Annotated in this window: 17 protein-coding genes; 4 read left to right on the forward strand and 13 right to left on the reverse strand. The window is 69.7% G+C overall.

The features are described 5' to 3' along the window. Positions 1-6 precede the first annotated feature (6 nt). Complete coding sequence (locus K377_RS25355; RefSeq protein WP_111665799.1) at positions 7-1,266, reverse strand: MFS transporter; 1,260 nt, start codon at positions 1,264-1,266, stop codon at positions 7-9. Positions 1,267-1,424: 158 nt separating this feature from the next. Between K377_RS25355 and K377_RS25360 the strand changes: the two genes are divergently transcribed. After that, positions 1,425-2,474: a LacI family DNA-binding transcriptional regulator gene (locus K377_RS25360; protein WP_111665800.1), complete on the forward strand. Its 1,050-nt coding sequence runs from the start codon at positions 1,425-1,427 to the stop codon at positions 2,472-2,474. A gap of 57 nt (positions 2,475-2,531) precedes the next feature. Here K377_RS25360 and prcA read toward each other — a convergent pair whose 3' ends face one another. The 6 genes from prcA to arc all read right to left on the reverse strand — a co-directional run bounded on the left by prcA (position 2,532) and on the right by arc (position 8,332). After that, positions 2,532-3,296 (reverse strand): proteasome subunit alpha, encoded by a 765-nt coding sequence (prcA, locus tag K377_RS25365; protein WP_111665801.1) that lies wholly within the window; start codon positions 3,294-3,296, stop codon positions 2,532-2,534. A 61-nt stretch (positions 3,297-3,357) separates the two neighbouring features. Then, on the reverse strand, positions 3,358-4,203 hold the full coding sequence (prcB, locus tag K377_RS25370) for a proteasome subunit beta (RefSeq protein WP_111665802.1): 846 nt from the start codon (positions 4,201-4,203) through the stop codon (positions 3,358-3,360). Next, complete coding sequence (locus K377_RS25375) at positions 4,155-4,331, reverse strand: endonuclease domain-containing protein (protein WP_375605953.1); 177 nt, start codon at positions 4,329-4,331, stop codon at positions 4,155-4,157. Before K377_RS25375 ends, prcB begins: the two co-directional genes overlap by 49 nt. A gap of 95 nt (positions 4,332-4,426) precedes the next feature. Further along, on the reverse strand, positions 4,427-4,645 hold the full coding sequence (locus K377_RS25380; protein ID WP_111665804.1) for a ubiquitin-like protein Pup: 219 nt from the start codon (positions 4,643-4,645) through the stop codon (positions 4,427-4,429). A 140-nt stretch (positions 4,646-4,785) separates the two neighbouring features. Beyond that, positions 4,786-6,297 carry a depupylase/deamidase Dop gene (gene dop, locus K377_RS25385; protein ID WP_181512639.1) on the reverse strand — a complete coding sequence of 504 codons (1,512 nt, stop codon included), beginning with the start codon at positions 6,295-6,297 and terminating at the stop codon, positions 4,786-4,788. A 268-nt stretch (positions 6,298-6,565) separates the two neighbouring features. Beyond that, a complete protein-coding gene (arc, locus tag K377_RS25390; protein WP_111665806.1) occupies positions 6,566-8,332 on the reverse strand; it encodes a proteasome ATPase in 1,767 nt (588 codons plus the stop codon). A gap of 275 nt (positions 8,333-8,607) precedes the next feature. Between arc and K377_RS25400 the strand changes: the two genes are divergently transcribed. Then, positions 8,608-8,922, forward strand: a complete 315-nt coding sequence (locus K377_RS25400; protein WP_111665808.1) for a ferredoxin — start codon at positions 8,608-8,610, stop codon at positions 8,920-8,922. A 66-nt stretch (positions 8,923-8,988) separates the two neighbouring features. Here K377_RS25400 and K377_RS25405 read toward each other — a convergent pair whose 3' ends face one another. From K377_RS25405 to K377_RS25415, 3 genes are all read right to left on the reverse strand, one after another. Next, the gene (locus K377_RS25405; RefSeq protein WP_237551405.1) at positions 8,989-9,618 is read right to left on the reverse strand and encodes a hypothetical protein; all 630 of its coding nucleotides are present in this window, start codon (positions 9,616-9,618) and stop codon (positions 8,989-8,991) included. A 184-nt stretch (positions 9,619-9,802) separates the two neighbouring features. Beyond that, a complete protein-coding gene (locus K377_RS25410) occupies positions 9,803-10,708 on the reverse strand; it encodes a tRNA (adenine-N1)-methyltransferase (protein WP_111665810.1) in 906 nt (301 codons plus the stop codon). Positions 10,709-10,773: 65 nt separating this feature from the next. Continuing rightward, on the reverse strand, positions 10,774-12,252 hold the full coding sequence (locus K377_RS25415; RefSeq protein WP_111665811.1) for a site-2 protease family protein: 1,479 nt from the start codon (positions 12,250-12,252) through the stop codon (positions 10,774-10,776). A gap of 178 nt (positions 12,253-12,430) precedes the next feature. Here K377_RS25415 and K377_RS25420 point away from each other — a divergent pair, with 178 nt between their 5' ends. Both K377_RS25420 and K377_RS25425 read left to right on the forward strand, forming a co-directional pair. Further along, entirely contained in the window at positions 12,431-13,351 is a 921-nt protein-coding gene (locus tag K377_RS25420; protein WP_111665812.1) for a PD-(D/E)XK nuclease family protein, read from the forward strand. A 38-nt stretch (positions 13,352-13,389) separates the two neighbouring features. Then, entirely contained in the window at positions 13,390-14,061 is a 672-nt protein-coding gene (locus tag K377_RS25425) for a response regulator transcription factor (protein WP_111665813.1), read from the forward strand. A gap of 72 nt (positions 14,062-14,133) precedes the next feature. Here K377_RS25425 and K377_RS25430 read toward each other — a convergent pair whose 3' ends face one another. The 3 genes from K377_RS25430 to K377_RS25440 all read right to left on the reverse strand — a co-directional run. Next, positions 14,134-15,738 (reverse strand): ABC transporter substrate-binding protein, encoded by a 1,605-nt coding sequence (locus K377_RS25430; RefSeq protein ID WP_111665814.1) that lies wholly within the window; start codon positions 15,736-15,738, stop codon positions 14,134-14,136. A gap of 374 nt (positions 15,739-16,112) precedes the next feature. Continuing rightward, a complete protein-coding gene (locus K377_RS25435) occupies positions 16,113-16,808 on the reverse strand; it encodes an HAD family phosphatase (protein ID WP_111665815.1) in 696 nt (231 codons plus the stop codon). Between the two features lie 88 nt (positions 16,809-16,896). After that, positions 16,897-18,183 (reverse strand): vitamin B12 dependent-methionine synthase activation domain-containing protein (locus K377_RS25440; RefSeq protein ID WP_181512640.1); only part of this gene is annotated, 1,287 nt, incomplete at its 5' end.

The raw sequence follows: 18,183 nt of genomic DNA on the forward strand, positions 1-18,183 counted from the left end.
TGAACATTACGCCCGATCCCCCGAGCTGAAACGGGGTTCGACGGCACGGTTTGGATCATTTTCCGACGAGAGCGCGACACGCCCGGATGTGCGCGGTGCCGTGAGGACCCCGCCCGTGGCCAGCAGAACGAGCAGCGCCACGGCCCCGGTCACCGCCGGCACGGCGAAGCCCCAGCGGGTGCCGCCCCACTCGACGACCGGCCCCGCGACGGCCGTGCCCACGCTCGCGCCCACCGTGAATGTCGTCACGAGCCAGGAGAACGCCTCCGTCACCGTCCCCCGCGGGGCGTGCCGGTCCACGACGATGAACGCGCAGGCGATCGACGGCGCGAGGAAGACGCCCGCCACCGCGCTCAGCGCCACCATCCCCACCGGTCCCGGCATCAGCACCAGCGGCACGTAGAACAGGGCGAGCAGGGCCACCAGCCACCGCAGCCGCGCCTCCGGGGCGCCACCCCACTGCCGGGCGCCATAGACCGTGCCGCCGACGAGCGCGCCGAGCCCGAGCGCCGCCATCATCCAGCCGTACGTGGCGTCCCCGCCGTTGCCGTCCGCGTAACTGACCCCGGCGACGGTGATCGAGCCGAGCGCGAGCCCGATGAACAGGAACGCGGCGAGCAGCACCAGCAGGCCCGGGGAGCGCAGCGCCCCCAGCCAGTGCGCCTCGCGCGGCGCGGAACGCCAGGCGCGGGACGGCTTGGACACGACCACCGACAGGGCGCCGAGCACCCCGATGACGTTCAGGACGATCAGGGCGGCCTGCGCCGACCACAGCGACACGCACACCGTCACCAGCAACGGGCCGACGGTGAACATCACTTCCTGGGCGATCGCGTCCATCGCGTACGCCGTGTGCACCTGCTCCTCGCGCGGCAGCACGGTCGGCCACAGCGCCCGCAGGCCGCCCTCCAGCGGCGGGGTGAACAGCCCGGCGGCGGCCACGGCCGCGTACGCGAGCGGCAGCGAGCCGGTCCCCGCGAACGCGAAGACGGTCATGGCCAGGCCGGACAGCACGGCCGCGGGGAGCTGCACCTTCGGCTGTCCGCGCAGGTCCACGAGGCGGCCGAGGACCGGCTGGCCGATCGCGTTCGCCACTCCGTAGACCGCGGCGAGAGCGCCCGCCAGGCTGTACGTGCCGCCCTCGTCCCGGATGAACAGCACGATGGCGATCGCCGCCGTGGCATTGGGCAGCCTGCCCACCAGCGTCCCCGTGAGCAGCCGCATCGCGTGCCGTGCTCTGAGGATCTCCGCATAACCCGCGGCCATCGCCCCACCCTGTCCTCGACGTCATCGGCGACGTCCGGGAAGTGTTACGTATAACGTCGCGCCGTCATACGTACCACGTACGCTGCGACAAGGGCCACCCGCTAACGTCGACAACCCCAGAACCACCGCACCACGGCATCAGACGCACGGAGGCACCAGTGACCAGCGGCACCGACGCGGCGGCGGCCGGAGCGGGCGGCTCCCGCCCCACCAGCCGGGACGTGGCACGGGCGGCGGGTGTCTCGCAGGCCGCCGTCTCCCTCGTCCTGGGCGACAAGTGGCGCGGCCGGGTCGCCGAGACCACCGCCGAGCGTGTCCGCGCCGCCGCGCACCGGCTCGGCTACCGGCCCAACCTCGCGGCCCGCAACCTCCGCCTCGGCCGCACCCGTACCGCGCTCCTCGTCGTGCCCGCGCTCACCAACGAGTTCTTCGCGGGCGTCTACACCGGCGCCGCCCGTGTCGCGGCCCGGCACGACTTCGGCGTGGTCCTCTACCCCTCCCCCGACGGCGTTGGCCCGGCCCGCGATCCGTTCCCCAGCGCCCGCGCCGCCCTCGACGGCATCCTCGCCTCGTCCATGGCCGCCGGTGCCGTCACCGCGCTGCGCGGCGACGACCTGCCGCTCGTGATGCTCGACAGCGATCCGGCCGGCGCCCCCGGCGCGACCACCGTCAACCTCGATCTCGCCGACGGGATGCGCCGGATCACCGACCATCTGCTCGCCCACGGCCACCGGCACTTCCTGCATCTCGCCTCGGCCGTCGACTCCTGGACCTTCGACGTCCGTGCTGACGAACTGACCGCCCGCACCGCCCGGGTGCCCGGTACGACCGTCCGGACGGTCCGCTCCGCGCTGACGGTCGAGGACGCCGTCACGGTGATGGACCGGGCGCTGGGAGACCTGGGTCCGGTCCGGCCCACCGCCGTGGTGTGCGACGACGACAAACTCGCCGCCGGTGCCTACAAGGCCGCCCGCCGCGCGGGCCTGCTTATCCCCGACGACCTCTCCGTCACGGGTTTCGACGACCTGTCGCTGGCGACGGCGATCGAGCCCGAACTCACCACCGTGCGGCTGCCCGCGGAGGCGTTCGGCGAGCGGGGCATGGCGGCGCTCCTCGCCGTGCTCGACGGCCGGACGCCCGAGACCGCCCCGCTCCCCGTCGAGCTGGTCGTGCGCGGTTCGACCGGCCCGGCACCCTCCGGCTCCTGACACACGTGTGCCCCGGCCGGTTGTCGAACCGGCCGGGGCACACGTGCTCGTGTCGTCCTAGTCGTCGGACGGGCTCTCGTCCGAGACGGCTTCCGACTCCGCCTCCGTGGTGGCGGCGGCTCCCTCGGCGCTGAGCAGCTTCGACAGCTGACGCCCCGGGATCCGCTTGAACTTCCGCTGCTGCGGCCGCGTACGGTCCAGGACCGCCACCTCGAGGCGCTCGGCGGGGATCTCCCGCTCGCTCCCATTGGTGTCCCGCGACAGCGCCTGGACGGCCAGCTTCAGCGCCTCGGACAGCGTCATGCCGTCCTGGTGCCGCTGGTCGAGGAAGGTGCTGATCTGCTCCGCGTTGCCCCCGACCGCGACCGAGCCGTGCTCGTCGACGATCGAGCCGTCGTGCGGAAGCCGGTAGATCTGGTCGCCCTCGGGGGTCTCCCCCACCTCGGCGACGACCAGCTCCACCTCGTACGGCTTCTCGCCTGCGCTGGAGAAGATGGTGCCCAGCGTCTGCGCGTACACGTTCGCCAGGCCGCGTGCGGTCACGTCGTCCCGGTCGTAGGTGTAGCCGCGCAGGTCCGCGTAGCGCACACCGCCGATCCGCAGGTTCTCGTACTCGTTGTACTTGCCGGCGGCCGCGAAGCCGATCCGATCGTAGATCTCGCTGAACTTGTGCAGCGCACGGGACGGGTTCTCGCCGACGAACACGATGCCGTCGGCGTACTGCAGCACGACCAGGCTGCGACCGCGGGCGATGCCCTTGCGCGCGTACTCCGCGCGGTCGGCCATCGCCTGCTGGGGTGAGACATAGAACGGCGTCGACACCGGCTATCCGTCCCTTCCTGTCAGTGACTCGGTGAGTAGGCAGCAACAAAGAGGGGGCGGCTCACAGCAGGGCGGCGCGGGGGCCGTCCGGCTGCTCGAGACGCCGCTCCAGGATCGACCGGGCGATCTCCGACGACTCGTCGTCGGTGAGCCGGCGGAATCCGTCGTCCGTGATCACTGTGACGATCGGGAAGATCCGCCGCGCCATGTCGGGGCCGCCCGTCGCCGAGTCGTCGTCCGCCGCGTCGTACAGCGCCTGCACGACCAGCGTCGTCGCCTGCTCCTCCGTCAGATCGCCGCGGTAGAGCTTCTTCATCGCTCCCCGCGCGAACACCGAACCGGAACCGGTCGCGGCGAATCCGTGCTCCTCACTCCGGCCGCCGGTGACGTCGTACGAGAAGATGCGGCCCTTCTCGCGGTCCACGTCGTATCCGGCGAACAGCGGCACGACAGCGAGTCCCTGCATGGCCATGCCCAGGTTCGACCGGATCATGGTCGACAGCCTGTTGGCCTTGCCCTCCAGCGACAGCTGGGCGCCCTCGACCTTCTCGAAGTGCTCCAGCTCCAGCTGGAAGAGCTTGACCATCTCGACGGCGAGACCGGCGGTGCCGGCGATGCCGACGGCCGAGTACTCGTCGGCCGGGAAGACCTTCTCGATGTCGCGCTGCGCGATGACGTTCCCCATCGTGGCCCGGCGGTCACCGGCGAGCACCACGCCGCCGGGGAAGGTGACGGAGACGATGGTCGTGCCGTGCGGGGCCTCGATGACACCCTGCGTCGGCGGCAACTGCCGGTTGCCCGGCAGCATTTCGGGCTGATGCTCGGACAGGAAGTCCATGAAGGACGACGACCCAGGCGTCAGGAAGGCTGCTGGTAGACGCCCGGTGCTACGAGGGTTGGCTTCCACACGTTTCCTTCCAAGTAAGCGGCGAGCCTCCGTGCAGCGTCGGGATCGTCTCCCAACGTACCGATGGCCGAATTGCAGTTGAAGCACGTTGTGCCCCGGACCCTACCCGTCTTGGGGCAGTGATCCACATGGTCTTTTCGAGGGCGCAGGACGCACAGGAGTCCTGCCGCCCCTCACTGCCACCAGGAGATGTCGTTCACATCCGGTCGTTCACATCCGTGGACTACTGTCCACCCTTCTGAACGAACGAACGGACGAAGTCCTCGGCGTTCTCCTCCAGGACGTCGTCGATCTCGTCCAGAACCGAGTCGACGTCGTCGCTCAGCTTCTCCTGGCGCTCCTTGAGGTCCTCGGAAGCCTGCGCGTCAGTCGCCTGCTCCTCGACCTCCTCGGTGGAACGCGTCGCCTTCTGCTGCCCGCCGCCGGTGTCCTTGGTCGCCATCTCAGCTCACCCCGCTCGGTTCGAGATACAGGTCGTTCGTGATCAGAACCCTACTTGTCGGCTCTGACATCGGCCCCGCACTTCGTCCAATGCGGGGCCCACCTCTGTGATTCCCCTTCACCCGGGATTTCAGCCGCGGATCAGCCGCCGGACAGGACCCGGACCAGATCCTCGGCCGTCCGGCACCGGTCAAGGAGCTCCTTCACGTGATTACGCGTACCGCGAAGGGGTTCGAGGGTTGGGACGCGCTGGAGCGAGTCCCGGCCGGGCAGGTCGAAGATGACCGAGTCCCAGGAGGCCGCGGCGACGTCGTCCGCGTACTGCTCCAGGCAGCGCCCCCGGAAGTACGCCCGGGTGTCCTCCGGAGGCTGCGTACGGGCCCGCTCGACCTCCGCCTCGTCCAGGAGGCGCTTCATCTTGCCCCGGGCCGCCAGACGGTTGTACAGGCCCTTCTCGGCGCGTACGTCGGCGTACTGAAGGTCGAGGAGGTGCAGCTTGGCCGCGTCCCAGTCGAGGCCGTCCCGGCGCCGGTAGCCCTCCATCAGCTCCCGCTTGGTGACCCAGTCCAGCTCGCCGGAGAGGCTCATCGGGTCGGTCTCCAGGCGGCCGAGGACGTCCTCCCAGCGGGACAGCACGTCCTTGGTCTGCTCGTCGGCGTCCGCGCCGAAGCGCTCCTCGACATATTTCCTGGCCAGCTCGTAGTACTCCATCTGGAGCTGTACCGCGGTGAGGGTGCGGCCGCTGCGCAGGGTGATCAGGTGCTGGAGGGTGGGGTCGTGCGAGACCTGGTGGAGGGTGCGGACGGGCTGGTCCACCGCCAGGTCCACGGCGATGAACCCGTCCTCGATCATGGACAGGACCAGGGCCGTCGTGCCGAGCTTCAGGTAGGTCGAGATCTCGGAGAGGTTCGCGTCGCCGATGATCACGTGCAGGCGCCGGTACTTCTCGGCATCCGAGTGCGGCTCGTCGCGCGTGTTGATGATGGGCCGCTTGAGCGTCGTCTCCAGGCCGACCTCGACCTCGAAGTAGTCGGAGCGCTGGCTGATCTGGAACCCGTGCTCGTGGCCGTCCTGACCGATGCCGACGCGGCCGGCGCCGGTGACCACCTGGCGGGAGACGAAGAAGGGCGTCAGGTGCCGCACGATGTCCGAGAAGGGGGTCTCCCGCTTCATCAGGTAGTTCTCGTGCGTCCCGTAGGAGGCGCCCTTGTTGTCGGTGTTGTTCTTGTAGAGGTGGATGGGCTGCGCCCCGGGCAACTGGGCGGCCCGCTCCGCGGCCTCGGCCATGATGCGCTCGCCGGCCTTGTCCCACAGGACGGCGTCCCGGGGATTGGTGATCTCCGGGGAGCTGTATTCGGGGTGCGCGTGGTCCACGTAGAGCCGCGCGCCGTTGGTGAGGATGACATTGGCCAGGCCGATGTCCTCGTCGGTGAGCTGACTGGAGTCGGCGGCCTCCCGCGCGAGGTCGAAGCCTCGGGCGTCGCGCAGCGGGTTCTCCTCCTCGAAGTCCCAGCGGGCCCGGCGGGCCCGGTGCATCGCCGCGGCGTAGGCGTTGACGATCTGGGACGAGGTGAGCATGGCATTGGCGTTGGGGTGGCCGGGCACGGAGATTCCGTACTCGGTCTCGATGCCCATTACTCGCCGTACGGTCATGCGGCCCTCCTTGCCCGGCGGCGCCCTCGGTCGGGGGCGGCGCTCAAGTACCGCTGGTTCTCCGGTGCGTGTGCGGTGCCCGTCCCCGCACGGCGCGACTCGGCGGCAGAGAAGAGCCTAGAACGCCTTTGCGCTGGTGGGGAGATCATTTGCGTCATTGCTTTGCTCCGACGTCGGGCGGGCGGTCGCGTGGTGGTGGCCCGATGGTTGCCTGGAAAAACAGTGGGCTGCGGGTACCCGGTTCGGGCACCCGCAGCCACCCTGCTTTTTACAGGTACTGACCGGTGTTCGCCACCGTGTCGATGGAGCGTCCGGTGTCCGCGCCCTGCTTTCCGGTGACGAGCGTGCGGATGTAGACGATCCGCTCGCCCTTCTTTCCGGAGATTCGGGCCCAGTCGTCGGGGTTGGTGGTGTTCGGCAGGTCCTCGTTCTCCTTGAACTCGTCGATGCAAGCCTGGAGGAGATGAGCGACCCGGAGGCCCTTCTGGTTCTGGTCGAGGAACTGCTTGATGGCCATCTTCTTGGCGCGGCCCACGATGTTCTCGATCATCGCGCCGGAGTTGAAGTCCTTGAAGTACAGGACTTCCTTGTCGCCATTGGCGTACGTGACTTCCAGGAAGCGGTTCTCCTCGGATTCCGCGTACATGTGCTCCACAGCCGTCTGGATCATGGCGTGGACCGTGGCGGCCTTGTCGCTGCCGTGCTCGCCGAGGTCCTCGGTGTGCAGCGGCAGGCGGTCCGTGAGGTACTTCCCGAAGATGTCCTTCGCGGCCTCGGCGTCCGGGCGCTCGATCTTGATCTTCACATCGAGCCGGCCGGGTCGCAGAATGGCGGGGTCGATCATGTCCTCGCGGTTCGAGGCGCCGATCACCACGACGTTCTGCAGGCCCTCCACACCGTCGATCTCGGCGAGCAGCTGCGGGACGATGGTGTTCTCCACGTCCGAGCTGACACCGGAGCCACGGGTGCGGAACAGGGACTCCATCTCGTCGAAGAAGACGATGACGGGGGTGCCCTCGCTGGCCTTCTCACGGGCGCGCTGGAAGACGAGCCGGATCTGCCGCTCGGTCTCACCGACGTACTTGTTGAGAAGCTCGGGACCCTTGATGTTCAGGAAGAAGCTCTTGCCCTGGCCCTGTCCGGTCACCTCGGCGACCTTCTTGGCGAGGGAGTTGGCGACCGCCTTCGCGATGAGGGTCTTGCCGCATCCGGGGGGCCCGTAGAGCAGGACGCCCTTGGGCGGCCGCAGCTCGTGCTCCCGGTAGAGGTCCGGGTAGAGGTACGGCAGCTCGACCGCGTCGCGGATCAGCTCGATCTGGTTGCCCAGGCCGCCGATCTGGTCGTAGCCGATGTCCGGGACCTCTTCGAGGACCAGTTCCTCGACTTCGCTCTTCGGTACGACTTCGTAGACATAGCCGGATCGGGGTTCGAGAAGAAGGGCGTCGCCGGGGCGGATGGTGACGTCCAGCAGAGGCTCGGCGAGCCTCACCACCCGCTCCTCGTCGGTGTGCCCGGTGACGAGGGCGCGCTCGCCGTCCTCAAGGATCTCCTTGAGGGTGACGATGTCGCCCACGCTCTCGTACTCCATGGCCTCGACCACGTTGAGCGCTTCGTTGAGCATTACTTCCTGGCCGCGCCGAAGCTCTTCGAGTTCGACGCTCGGGCTCACGTTCACGCGGAGTTTGCGGCCGCCGGTGAAAATGTCGGCGGTGCCGTCCTCATTCGCGGTGAGGAAGACTCCGAAACCGGCCGGCGGCTGTGCGAGCCGGTCGACTTCCTCCTTGAGGGCCACGATCTGGTCGCGGGCCTCGCGGAGCGTATTCGCGAGCCGTTCGTTCTGGGCGGACACGCCGGCCAGGTTGGTCTGCAACTCGACGATCCGCTCTTCGAGAATCCTCGTATGACGCGGAGAGTCGGCGAGCTTGCGCCGCAGGACGGCGATTTCCTGCTCGAGATAGGCAATCTGTCCGGCAGGGTCGTCGGACCCTCGTCCCGGGCGGATGCCGCGGTTGATGTCGTCGTCGTGGGCTGCCACGGTCCTCACCTCCTCCAAGGGGAGCTGGACGCTTCCAGACCCTACCTGGGCGGGTGTCGATTGAAACCCCTAGATCACAAAGACGGTCGAGGTGTGTCCGATCTTCACCCTTGCGCTCTCCCTCACGCCAGTGGAATACCCACCCAACAACATCGGAAAGCGGCCGGTTGTAGGGTCGAAGTGTTCAACACCCGTCAGGGCTGGCCCGACTTGCGTCTGTGAAGTCGGTTTCCGGACAGTGCGGCAGAGCCCGACACAGGGAGCGGCAGGAGATCATGACCGTGCAGCAAGAGGCCGGATCCGGCACCGACACCAGTGAGGCGCTGGAGGTCTGGATCGACCAGGATCTGTGCACCGGCGACGGGATCTGTGCCCAGTACGCGCCCGAGGTCTTCGAGTTGGACATCGACGGGCTCGCCTATGTGAAGGACGCGGAGGACGAGCTGCTCCAGCAGCCGGGGGCCGCCACGCCGGTGCCGCTGCCGCTCCTCACGGACGTGGTGGCGTCCGCGAAGGAGTGCCCGGGTGACTGTATCCATGTACGTCGCGTTTCGGACAGCGTCGAGGTCTACGGGCCGGACGCGGAGTGAGTGACTGATCCTCGCGCGCGAAAGGGCCCCGCACACCGGGTGTGCGGGGCCCTTTCGCGCGCGAGGTCAGGCGCTCTGTGCGGCCGCGGGGGTGGAGCGGACGAACGCGCCGTTCTTCCACTGCCACTTGGCCTTCTCGTGGACGTCGGGCCGGTAGCGGGGCACGTCGGGCGACGAGTAGCCGTCGAGGGAAGCCGTGACGGCTCCGTCGCGCACCGCGAGGCCGGTGACCGTGAAGGAGTCCTTCGGGTCGACGAGGGTGGCGACGACGCGGGGCTTGCCGTCGCCGGAGCGGGTCAGTACGTACACGCCGTTCGGCGGGGTGCCGGAGCCGGCGTCGCAGCGGACGACCGCGACCGTCTCGGGCCGGCCGTCGCCGTCGAGGTCTCCGGTGGCCTTCTTCTGGACGAGGACCTCGACCGGCCCGCAGTCGAGCGGGAAGTCGGCCTTCGCCGGGTCGGGCGGGGTGACGGCCGCGCCGTGCGCGGCGGGTGACGCGGTGTCCGCCTGGGCCGCGGTGGCGGAGCCCGGCTGCAGGAAGCCGGAGAGTGCCACGACGCCGGCGAGGGCCGCCGCGGTGGCGAGCCAGTGGATGGGACGGGTGGTGGTGTGCGCCAGTTCCGGGAGCGTCGGCCGGGGGGGCTGCTGCACTAGGAGCGTCTCCTGTGAGGGCTGTGCCGGTGGGGTGGCCAGCATCGTGCCATACGTCACACAGGAGGGGAACGGCGGGGTCGCCTGTTTTCCCAGGTGATCTCAGTGCTCAGTGCTCAGTGCTGCCGGAGGGTCAACGTGCGAACGCCGCCGCCGAGTTCCCGTACGGGACGGGGAACTCGGCGGCGGCGTCGGTGCGTTGTGCGGTGGTACGGGTGACGGGCCCGGCTCAGCGGCCGCGGGCACCGCCGTCCGCGTTCGGGCCCTCGTAGTCCTCGCCGTAGGCGCCCTTGGCGGGGCGGCGGCGGCGCATGGGCGGCTCGACGCCGTCCGCGAGGCGGCGGGCGGTGAGCAGGAAGCCGGTGTGGCCGATCATCCGGTGGTCGGGACGGACCGCGAGGCCCTCCACGTGCCAGTTGCGGATCATCGACTCCCAGGAGGTCGGCTCGTTGAAGCAGCCGATCTCGCGGATGGACTCCACGGTGCGGGCCAGCTGGGTGGTGGTGGCCACGTAGCAGCAGAGGATGCCGCCGGGGACGAGCGCCTTCTTGACGACGTCCAGGCACTCCCAGGGGGCGAGCATGTCCAGGATGACGCGGTCGACGTCGCCGTCGGACAGGTTGTCCTGGAGGTCGCCGACGGTGAGCTGCCAGGCGGGGTGCGGGCCGCCGAAGTAGCGCTCGACGTTCCCCTTGGCGATCTCGGCGAAGTCCTCGCGGCGCTCGTACGAGTGCAGCATGCCCTCGTCGCCGATGGCGCGGAGCAGGAAGCTGCTCAGCGAGCCGGAGCCCACCCCCGCCTCGACGACGCGCGCGCCGGGGAAGATGTCGGCGAAGGCCAGGATCTGCCCCGCGTCCTTGGGGTAGACCACGGCGGCGCCGCGGGGCATGGACAGGACATAGTCGGGGAGCAGGGGGCGCAGCGCCAGATAGGCGACGTTTCCGGTGGTGCGGACAACGCTGCCCTCGGGAGCGCCGATCAGCTCGTCGTGCGGGAAGGAACCCTTGTGGGTGTGGAAGTTCTTTCCCTCTTCGAGCGTGAACGTGTAGTGGCGGCCCTTGGGGTCGGTCAGCTGAACCTGGTCCCCGACCTTGAAGGGCCCGCGTCGGCGGGCGGCACCGGTCGGTTCGGACATGTGACCAGAATACCGGGCGCGGGGCGCGGCGCCGACCACCGTGGAGCGGCCGCGGAGCGGTGCTCTCAGTTGGGGCGGGCCATCGCCTTGACGAACGCGCGCTCGACGTCGGCCGCGGAGAGGACGCCGTAGATCGCGCCGTTCTCCTCGACCACCAGGTATTCGGTCGCCGGGGTCGCGCGGAGGGTGTCGAGGAGGTCCTCGCCGGCGAGCTCCGCCGAGACGCGCATGCCGTCCGTGAGGTCCTGGGCGAGGCCGCTGACCGGGACCCAGGGGCGGCGGTGCTCGGGGACGCCAACGATGGCGGCCTCGCGGACGATCGAGCGGGGTTCGCCGTCGGGGTCGACGACGACCAGGGCGCGGGCCCCCGCCTCGTTCGCCCGGCGCAGGGCCTCGGAGAGCGGGGTCGTGTGCTCGACCGGGACGGCGCGCCGGGTCAGGCTGCGGGCGCGCAGCTCCGGCAGGTGTTCGCGCAGCCGGGCCATGCGCAGGCTGTTGCCGGCGCCGGTCCAGATGATCGCGGCGAGGATGGCGGCCAGGAGCGCGTCGGTGACCGTGTCCATGCTGCTCGTGTCCTGCGTGTTCGAGCCCAGGGCGTCGGTCTGGGTGAGCAGCGGCAGGCCGATGAGGACGGCGATGGCGAGGGCGCGGCCGACCCAGGCGGCGGCGATCGTGCCGCTCATGGGCTTGCCGGTGATCTTCCAGACGACGGCGCGCAGCATCCGGCCGCCGTCGAGGGGCAGGCCGGGCAGCAGGTTGAACGCGGCGACGATGAGATTCGAGACCATCAGGCCGGCGAGCAGCACGCCCGGCACGGTCCCCGGTTCGACCGCCTTCATACAGAGGTAGAAGACGCCGGCGAGGACGAGGGAGAGCAGCGGGCCGACGAACGCGAGCACGAATTCGCGGCCCGGGGTCTCGGACTCCTTCTCGATCTCCGAGACGCCGCCGAAGAACTGCAGCCGGATCCGGCGCACCGGAAGCTTGTAGCGCAGGGCCGCGACGGTGTGGGCGAGCTCGTGGACGAGCACGGAGGCGTAGAAGGCGACGGCGAAGAAGAGGGCGACCAGGTAGCGGGCGGCGCCGAGCTCCGGCAGCACCCGGTCGAGCTGGCCGCCGAACACCCAGGTGATGAGCGCGGCGACGAGGAACCAGCTGGGCGCCACATAGACCGGGACGCCGAACGGGCGGCCCATCAGCAGACCGCCGCGGGGCTCGGGCGGCTTGGCGGGACCCTTGCGCCGGCCGGAGGTGGCGGCGGCGCGCTCGGGGTGCCGGTCGTGGGGGCCGGTCGCCTGCGCGTCGGTCGCGTGCGGTTGCTTGTCGGGGGTCGGCGCCTCGTCGGGGGTCGCCGAGGCGTCGGGCCCGGGGCCCTGTTCCTCCCGGTCCGGTCCGGCGGTGTCCCGCCGGGATGCGTCGTCCGGGCCGGAGCCTGTGCGCTCGGCCATGGTGTCGGCCCGGTCCGTCGCGGGACGCGCCCCGGTGTGCTCCGCGGGCGGGGTCGCCTCGCCGGTGCCGGACTGCGGCTGCCCGCTCTCGTCCACGGTGATCCCTCGGTCCCCTCGTTCGAGCGTCTCCCGCCGCCGGGCGGGACGTTCTGGCGTCGATGGTATGCGGACGGTGTCCGTCGGCCCCCGCCGACTCCCCCGGGCCACGGTACGCAAGACGCGGTGGAGCGCGCAGGTGCCTGACTGTCGGTGGCGGGCCGTAACGTGGTGAGGCATGGAGACCAGTACGACGACGGGCCCTGAGAGCGGCCCGGAAAAGCCCGCCGCGCGGCCGGCCTCGCTGTCGCCCTCGCGCGCGAGCGATTTCATGCAGTGCCCGTTGCTGTACCGGTTCCGGGTGATCGACAAGCTGCCGGAGAAGCCGAGCGAGGCGGCGACCAGAGGCACCCTGGTCCATGCGGTGCTGGAGCGGCTCTTCGACGCCCCGGCGCTGGAGCGGACGGCGCAGCGCGCCAAGTCGCTGATCCCGGGGCAGTGGGACCGGCTGCGCGAGGCGCGGCCCGAGCTGGCCGAGTTGTTCGCGGACGCCGACGAAGGTGCCGCGGGCGAGCGGATGACCCGCTGGCTGGGGGATGCCGAGCGGCTGGTCGACCGCTGGTTCACGCTGGAGGACCCGACGCGTCTGGAGCCCGCCGAGCGGGAGCTGTTCGTCGAGGCGGAGCTGGAGTCGGGGCTCAGGCTGCGCGGGATCATCGACCGGGTCGACGTGGCGCCGACCGGCGACGTGCGGATCGTCGACTACAAGACGGGCAAGGCGCCCCGCCCCGAGTACGCCGAGGGCGCCCTGTTCCAGATGAAGTTCTACGCGCTGGTGGTGTGGCGGCTGAAGGGGGTCGTGCCGCGGCGGCTGCAGCTCGTCTATCTCGGGAGCGGGGACGTCATCACGTACGACCCGGTCATCTCCGACCTGGAGCGGGTGGAGCGGAAGCTGCACGCGCTGTGGGAGGCGATCCAGCTCGCCACGGAGAGCGGGGACTGGCGGCCGCGGCCGACGAAGCTCTGCGGCTGGTGCGATCACCAGGCCGTCTGTCCGGAATTCGGCGGTACTCCCCCGCCCTATCCGCTGCAGATCGTGGCGGCCGTGCCGCCGCCCGCGCAGGAGTCGGTCAGGGCGGCCGAGTCGGGCGAGGTCTAGCAGGGCAGAATGGGCCCGGACTACCGAAGGAGTGTTTCGTGGCGATCCGTGTCCTACTGGTCGACGACCAGCCTCTGCTGCGTACGGGCTTCCGGATGATTCTGGAGGCCGAGCAGGACATCGCGGTCGTCGGTGAGGCCGGGGACGGCCTCCAGGCGCTCGATCAGGTGCGCGCGCTGCAGCCCGATGTGGTGCTGATGGACATCCGGATGCCGCGGATGGACGGGGTCGAGGCGACCCGGCAGATCACCGGCCCGGGGCGGGACGGCCCGGCGAAGGTGCTCGTGCTGACGACCTTCGATCTGGACGAGTACGTCGTGGAGGCGCTGAAGGCGGGGGCCAGCGGCTTCCTCCTCAAGGACGCCCCGGCCAATGAGCTGGTCCAGGCGATCCGGGTGGTGGCCGCCGGTGAGGCGATGCTGGCGCCGAGCATCACGCGCCGCCTGCTCGACAAGTACGCGGACCATCTGCCGTCGGGCGACGAGCCGGTGCCGGACACACTGCACACGCTGACCGAGCGCGAGGTCGAGGTGCTCAAGCTGGTCGCGCGCGGGCTGTCGAACGCGGAGATCGCCGCCGACCTGTTCGTGAGCGAGACGACGGTGAAGACCCATGTCGGCCATGTGCTGACGAAGCTGGGACTGCGCGACCGGGTGCAGGCGGCGGTGTACGCGTACGAGAGCGGACTGGTCCGGCCGGGCGCCCAGTAGGCCCTGACGACACCATGAAGGCGGCGGCCACCTTTCGGTGGCCGCCGCCTTCATGTGCGTACGGGGAGGGGATCAGCCGCTGACGCCCCGGCCCAGCTCCCACAGCTGGAGCAGCGAGGTGGAGGACAGGGCCCACTCGGCGCCGGTGATGTCGTCGCCCGCGGCGATGTACTGCTTGCTCTGGGTCAGCGGCAGCACCGGGACGTCGTTGGCGACCATGTCCTGGATCCGCTTCAGCGTCTTGGACGCGGCGGCGCGGTCGGACTCACGACGGGAGGCGGGGATGAGGTCCCGCGTGATCGTGGAGTTGGTGTACGTCGACCCGAGGAAGTTGTCCTTGTCGAGGAACGGCGCCAGGAAGTTGTCGGCGTCGGGGAAGTCGGCGACCCAGCCCATGCCGTAGACCTGGTACTTGCCGGCCAGCTCCTCGGTGCGGAACTTGGTCCACTTCTTGGTCTCGTGGATCTCCGCCTTGAACAGGCCGCTGTCGTTGAGCTGCTGGGCCAGCAGCTGGAACTGCTTCTTCATGACCGGGCCGTAGTGGTCCTGGGTGTAGTGCAGCGACAGCTTGACGGGCGTGGTGATGCCCGCCTGGTGCAGGATGTCGGCGGCCTTCGCCTTGTCCGGGTCGTTGTACTGGTTGAAGAACGAGTTGGCGTGGCCGACGACGCCGGCGGGGACCAGCGAGTACAGCGAGTCGGAGGTCGACTTGTACGCCTCGGAGGCGATCTGGCCGCGGTCGACGATCTGGGCGATCGCCTGGCGGACGGCCTTGTCGCCGACCTGGCCCTGCTTGAGCGAGAAGCCGAGGAAGTTGGTCTCCAGGCCCTGCGTCGCGACGAAGTTGACGCCCTCGGGCACCTTGGAGGAGTACTTGGCGATCTGGTCGGGCGTCAGCGTGCGGCCCATGACGTCGATGTCGCCCTTTTCGAGGGCCGTCTCCATCGCCTCGGCGCTGGACATCGAGCGCATCTCGACGGTGTCGCTCTTGACCTTGAACTGGCCCTTGTAGTGCGGGTTCTTGGTGAAGACGGCCTTGACGACCTTCTTGCCCTCGACCTCGGTCTTCAGCGTGTAGACGCCCGACCCGCTGATCTCGAAGCCGTCGCGCAGCTTCTTCTTCTCGTAGTCGGCCGGGTTGACCAGGGCGGCGGCCGGGGTCGTCAGCTTGTACGGGAAGGTCGCGTCCGGCGTGTTGAGGTGGAAGACGACCTCGTTCTTGCCGACGGCCTCGATGGTGTCGATCGTGGAGAGCAGGCCCGCGATACCGCTGTCGCTGTCGATGTCGCGCACGCGGTCGATCGAGTACTTCACGTCGGCGGCCGTGACCTCCGTGCCGTCGGAGAACTGCAGCCCGTCCCGCAGCTTGCAGGCGTAGCGCTCGCTGCCGCTGTCGGTGAACCCGCAGCTCTGCGCCGCCTCCGGCACCGGGTCGCCGCCGCCCTTGGGCACGGCCACGAGGGTCTGCAGGGTCTGCTGCAGCACGTTCCACACGCCCGCGTCGTAGGAGTACGCCGGGTCGAACGGGGCCGGCTGGTCCGACGTCAGCTCGAACTGGTCGGTCGTGCCCACCACGATGGCGTCGTCACCACTACCGCTGTCCGAGCCTCCGCACGCGGCCAGCGTAGGGGCGAGCAGGCCGACGACGGCCGACAGCACCAGAGTCTTGCGGTTCATGCTCGACGTTCTCCAGAGCTTGACCCACTCGTGTCCGGCGCGGAGTGGGCGACAGGAGCACGAGGGGTGGGGCGATGTTCTCGCGATGAGATTAATGCGCCTGCACCCGGCGTCCACATGTGCCCGATCCGGTCACCCATCACGCTGCGAAACCGGGCGTGGACGCACCGAAAACGCCTCAGGAGGAAGGTTCGCCGCAGGGAGCTACCAATCGGGACACATGGGCACGCCCGAGCGGGCAGAAAGCGGACACACAGCACGCCCGGGCAAACCTGTCGACCCACGAGAACGTGGGAAAGGTCACACAACCAACTCATTTGATGCGTGCGGTACTTCAGCGGCTTCCCGCCACGTCCCGCACCGCGGACCATCTGTCAGGGCGTCATGAGGCCGTGCAGGAAAGGCAGGTTGACGTGTTCGAGGGAGGCCACGACGGTGCGCCGGTGGGCCGGCTCGATGGGGGCGACGGACGGGACGGCGACGACGTGGCAGCCCGCGGCCTCGGCGGCGGCGACTCCGGTGGCGGTGTCCTCGATGACGGCGCAGCGCTCCGGCGCGGCACCGAGCCCGGCGGCGGCGATCAGATACGGGTCGGGGTGCGGCTTGGTGCGGTCCACCTCGTCACCGGCGACGGTGAGCCGGAAGTTGGCGTGGCCGAGCGAGTGCAGGACGCGGTCGATGATGCGGCGGTGGGAGGCGGAGACGAGCGCGGTCGGCACCCGGTGGGCGGCGAGTTCGGCGAGCAGTCTCGCGGCGCCCGGCATGAGCGGCAGGTTCTGTCCGATGCGCCGCTCGAAGGCGTCGTTGAGCAGCACGGACACCTCGGGCACGGAGATGTCGGCGCCGGTCGCCTCGATGAGGAAGCCCGCGCTGCGGGTCATGGGGCCGCCGACGACGACCTGCTTCCAGGCCGGGTCGAGGGTGTGGCCCAGGCCGGCGAAGACGGCGGATTCCGCGTCCCACCAGAACCCTTCGGTGTCGACGAGGGTTCCGTCCATGTCGAGGAGTACGGCCTGAAGGGCGGACCCTTCGGCCGTTCGGGTACCGAGTGCGGGGACCGTACTGGTCATCCGGGCACACCTCCATGAGGGACGAAGAGGCCGGTCCCCTTGCGGAGACCGGCCTGCGCTGGACGGACCAGTGTACGACTGCTCCCGATTACCGCGCGTTGAAGTACTTCGCCTCGGGGTGGTGGATGACGATGGCGTCGGTGGACTGTTCGGGGTGGAGCTGGAACTCCTCGCTGAGGTGGACGCCGATCCGCTCCGGCCGGAGCAGGTCGGCGATCTTGGCCCGGTCCTCCAGGTTGGGGCAGGCGCCGTAGCCGAGGGAGAAGCGGGCGCCCCGGTACTTCAGGGCGAACATGTCCTCCATCTCGGCGGGGTCCTCGCCGGAGAAGCCCAGCTCGGAGCGGACCCGGGCGTGCCAGTACTCGGCGAGCGCCTCGGCCAACTGCACGGACAGGCCGTGCAGTTCGAGGTAGTCGCGGTAGGAGTTCGCGGCGAACAGCTCGGCGGTGGCCTCACCGATCTTCGAGCCGACGGTGACGACCTGGAGGCCGACGACGTCGGTCTCGCCGGACTCCTGCGGGCGGAAGAAGTCGGCCAGACACAGGCGGCGGCCACGGCGCTGGCGCGGGAAGGAGAAGCGGGTCCGCTCGTTGCCGTCGTCGTCCAGGATGATCAGGTCGTCGCCCTTGGAGACGCAGGGGAAGTAGCCGTGGACGACGGCCGCCTCCAGCAGGTTCTCGGTGCGCAGCCGGTCCATCCACATCCGCAGCCGAGGCCGGCCCTCGCTCTCCAGCGTCTCGCCCTTGAGCCCCCACTGGCCCTTGAAGAGGGCGCCCTCGTCGAGCCAGGACGCGTACTCCTTGAGCTGGATGCCCTTGATGACGCGCGTGCCCCAGAACGGCGGCTCCGGCACCGGGTTGTCGGTGGCGACGTCTGAGCGGCCCGTCTCCCGCGGCTCGGCGAGCACCACGTCCCTTCGCGGAACCCGGCGCTGTTTGAGTTCGGGAAGGGTGGCGCCGGGGACGCCGCGCTTGACCGCGATGAGGGCGTCCATCAGGCGCAGGCCCTCGAACGCGTCACGGGCGTAGCGGACCTCGCCCTGGTAGATCTCGTGCAGGTCCTGCTCGACGTAGGCGCGGGTGAGGGCGGCGCCGCCGAGGATGACCGGGTAGTCGGCCGCCAGCTTGCGCTGGTTGAGCTCCTCCAGGTTCTCCTTCATGATCACCGTGGACTTCACCAGGAGCCCGGACATACCGATCACGTCGGCCTTGTGCTCCTCGGCCGCGTCCAGGATCGCCGAGACCGGCTGCTTGATGCCCAGGTTGACCACGTTGTAGCCGTTGTTCGACAGGATGATGTCGACGAGGTTCTTGCCGATGTCGTGGACGTCGCCGCGCACCGTGGCCAGCACGATCGTGCCCTTGCCCTCGGAGTC

Origin of the sequence: Streptomyces sp. PsTaAH-137, assembly GCF_003259365.1 — a bacterium.
Taxonomy (GTDB): Bacteria; Actinomycetota; Actinomycetes; order Streptomycetales; family Streptomycetaceae; genus Streptomyces.

What these genes read in the sequence shown, in the direction of transcription:
- dop (WP_181512639.1), bottom strand. Translation starts at nt 6,297, where the DNA reads ATGACCGTACGGCGAGTAATGGGCATCGAGACCGAGTACGGAATCTCC.
- K377_RS25400 (WP_111665808.1), top strand. Translation starts at nt 8,608, where the DNA reads ATGACCGTGCAGCAAGAGGCCGGATCCGGCACCGACACCAGTGAGGCG.
- K377_RS25410 (WP_111665810.1), bottom strand. Translation starts at nt 10,708, where the DNA reads ATGTCCGAACCGACCGGTGCCGCCCGCCGACGCGGGCCCTTCAAGGTC.
- K377_RS25380 (WP_111665804.1), bottom strand. Translation starts at nt 4,645, where the DNA reads ATGGCGACCAAGGACACCGGCGGCGGGCAGCAGAAGGCGACGCGTTCC.
- K377_RS25435 (WP_111665815.1), bottom strand. Translation starts at nt 16,808, where the DNA reads ATGACCAGTACGGTCCCCGCACTCGGTACCCGAACGGCCGAAGGGTCC.
- K377_RS25405 (WP_237551405.1), bottom strand. Translation starts at nt 9,618, where the DNA reads ATGCTGGCCACCCCACCGGCACAGCCCTCACAGGAGACGCTCCTAGTG.
- K377_RS25420 (WP_111665812.1), top strand. Translation starts at nt 12,431, where the DNA reads ATGGAGACCAGTACGACGACGGGCCCTGAGAGCGGCCCGGAAAAGCCC.
- K377_RS25355 (WP_111665799.1), bottom strand. Translation starts at nt 1,266, where the DNA reads ATGGCCGCGGGTTATGCGGAGATCCTCAGAGCACGGCACGCGATGCGG.
- K377_RS25430 (WP_111665814.1), bottom strand. Translation starts at nt 15,738, where the DNA reads ATGAACCGCAAGACTCTGGTGCTGTCGGCCGTCGTCGGCCTGCTCGCC.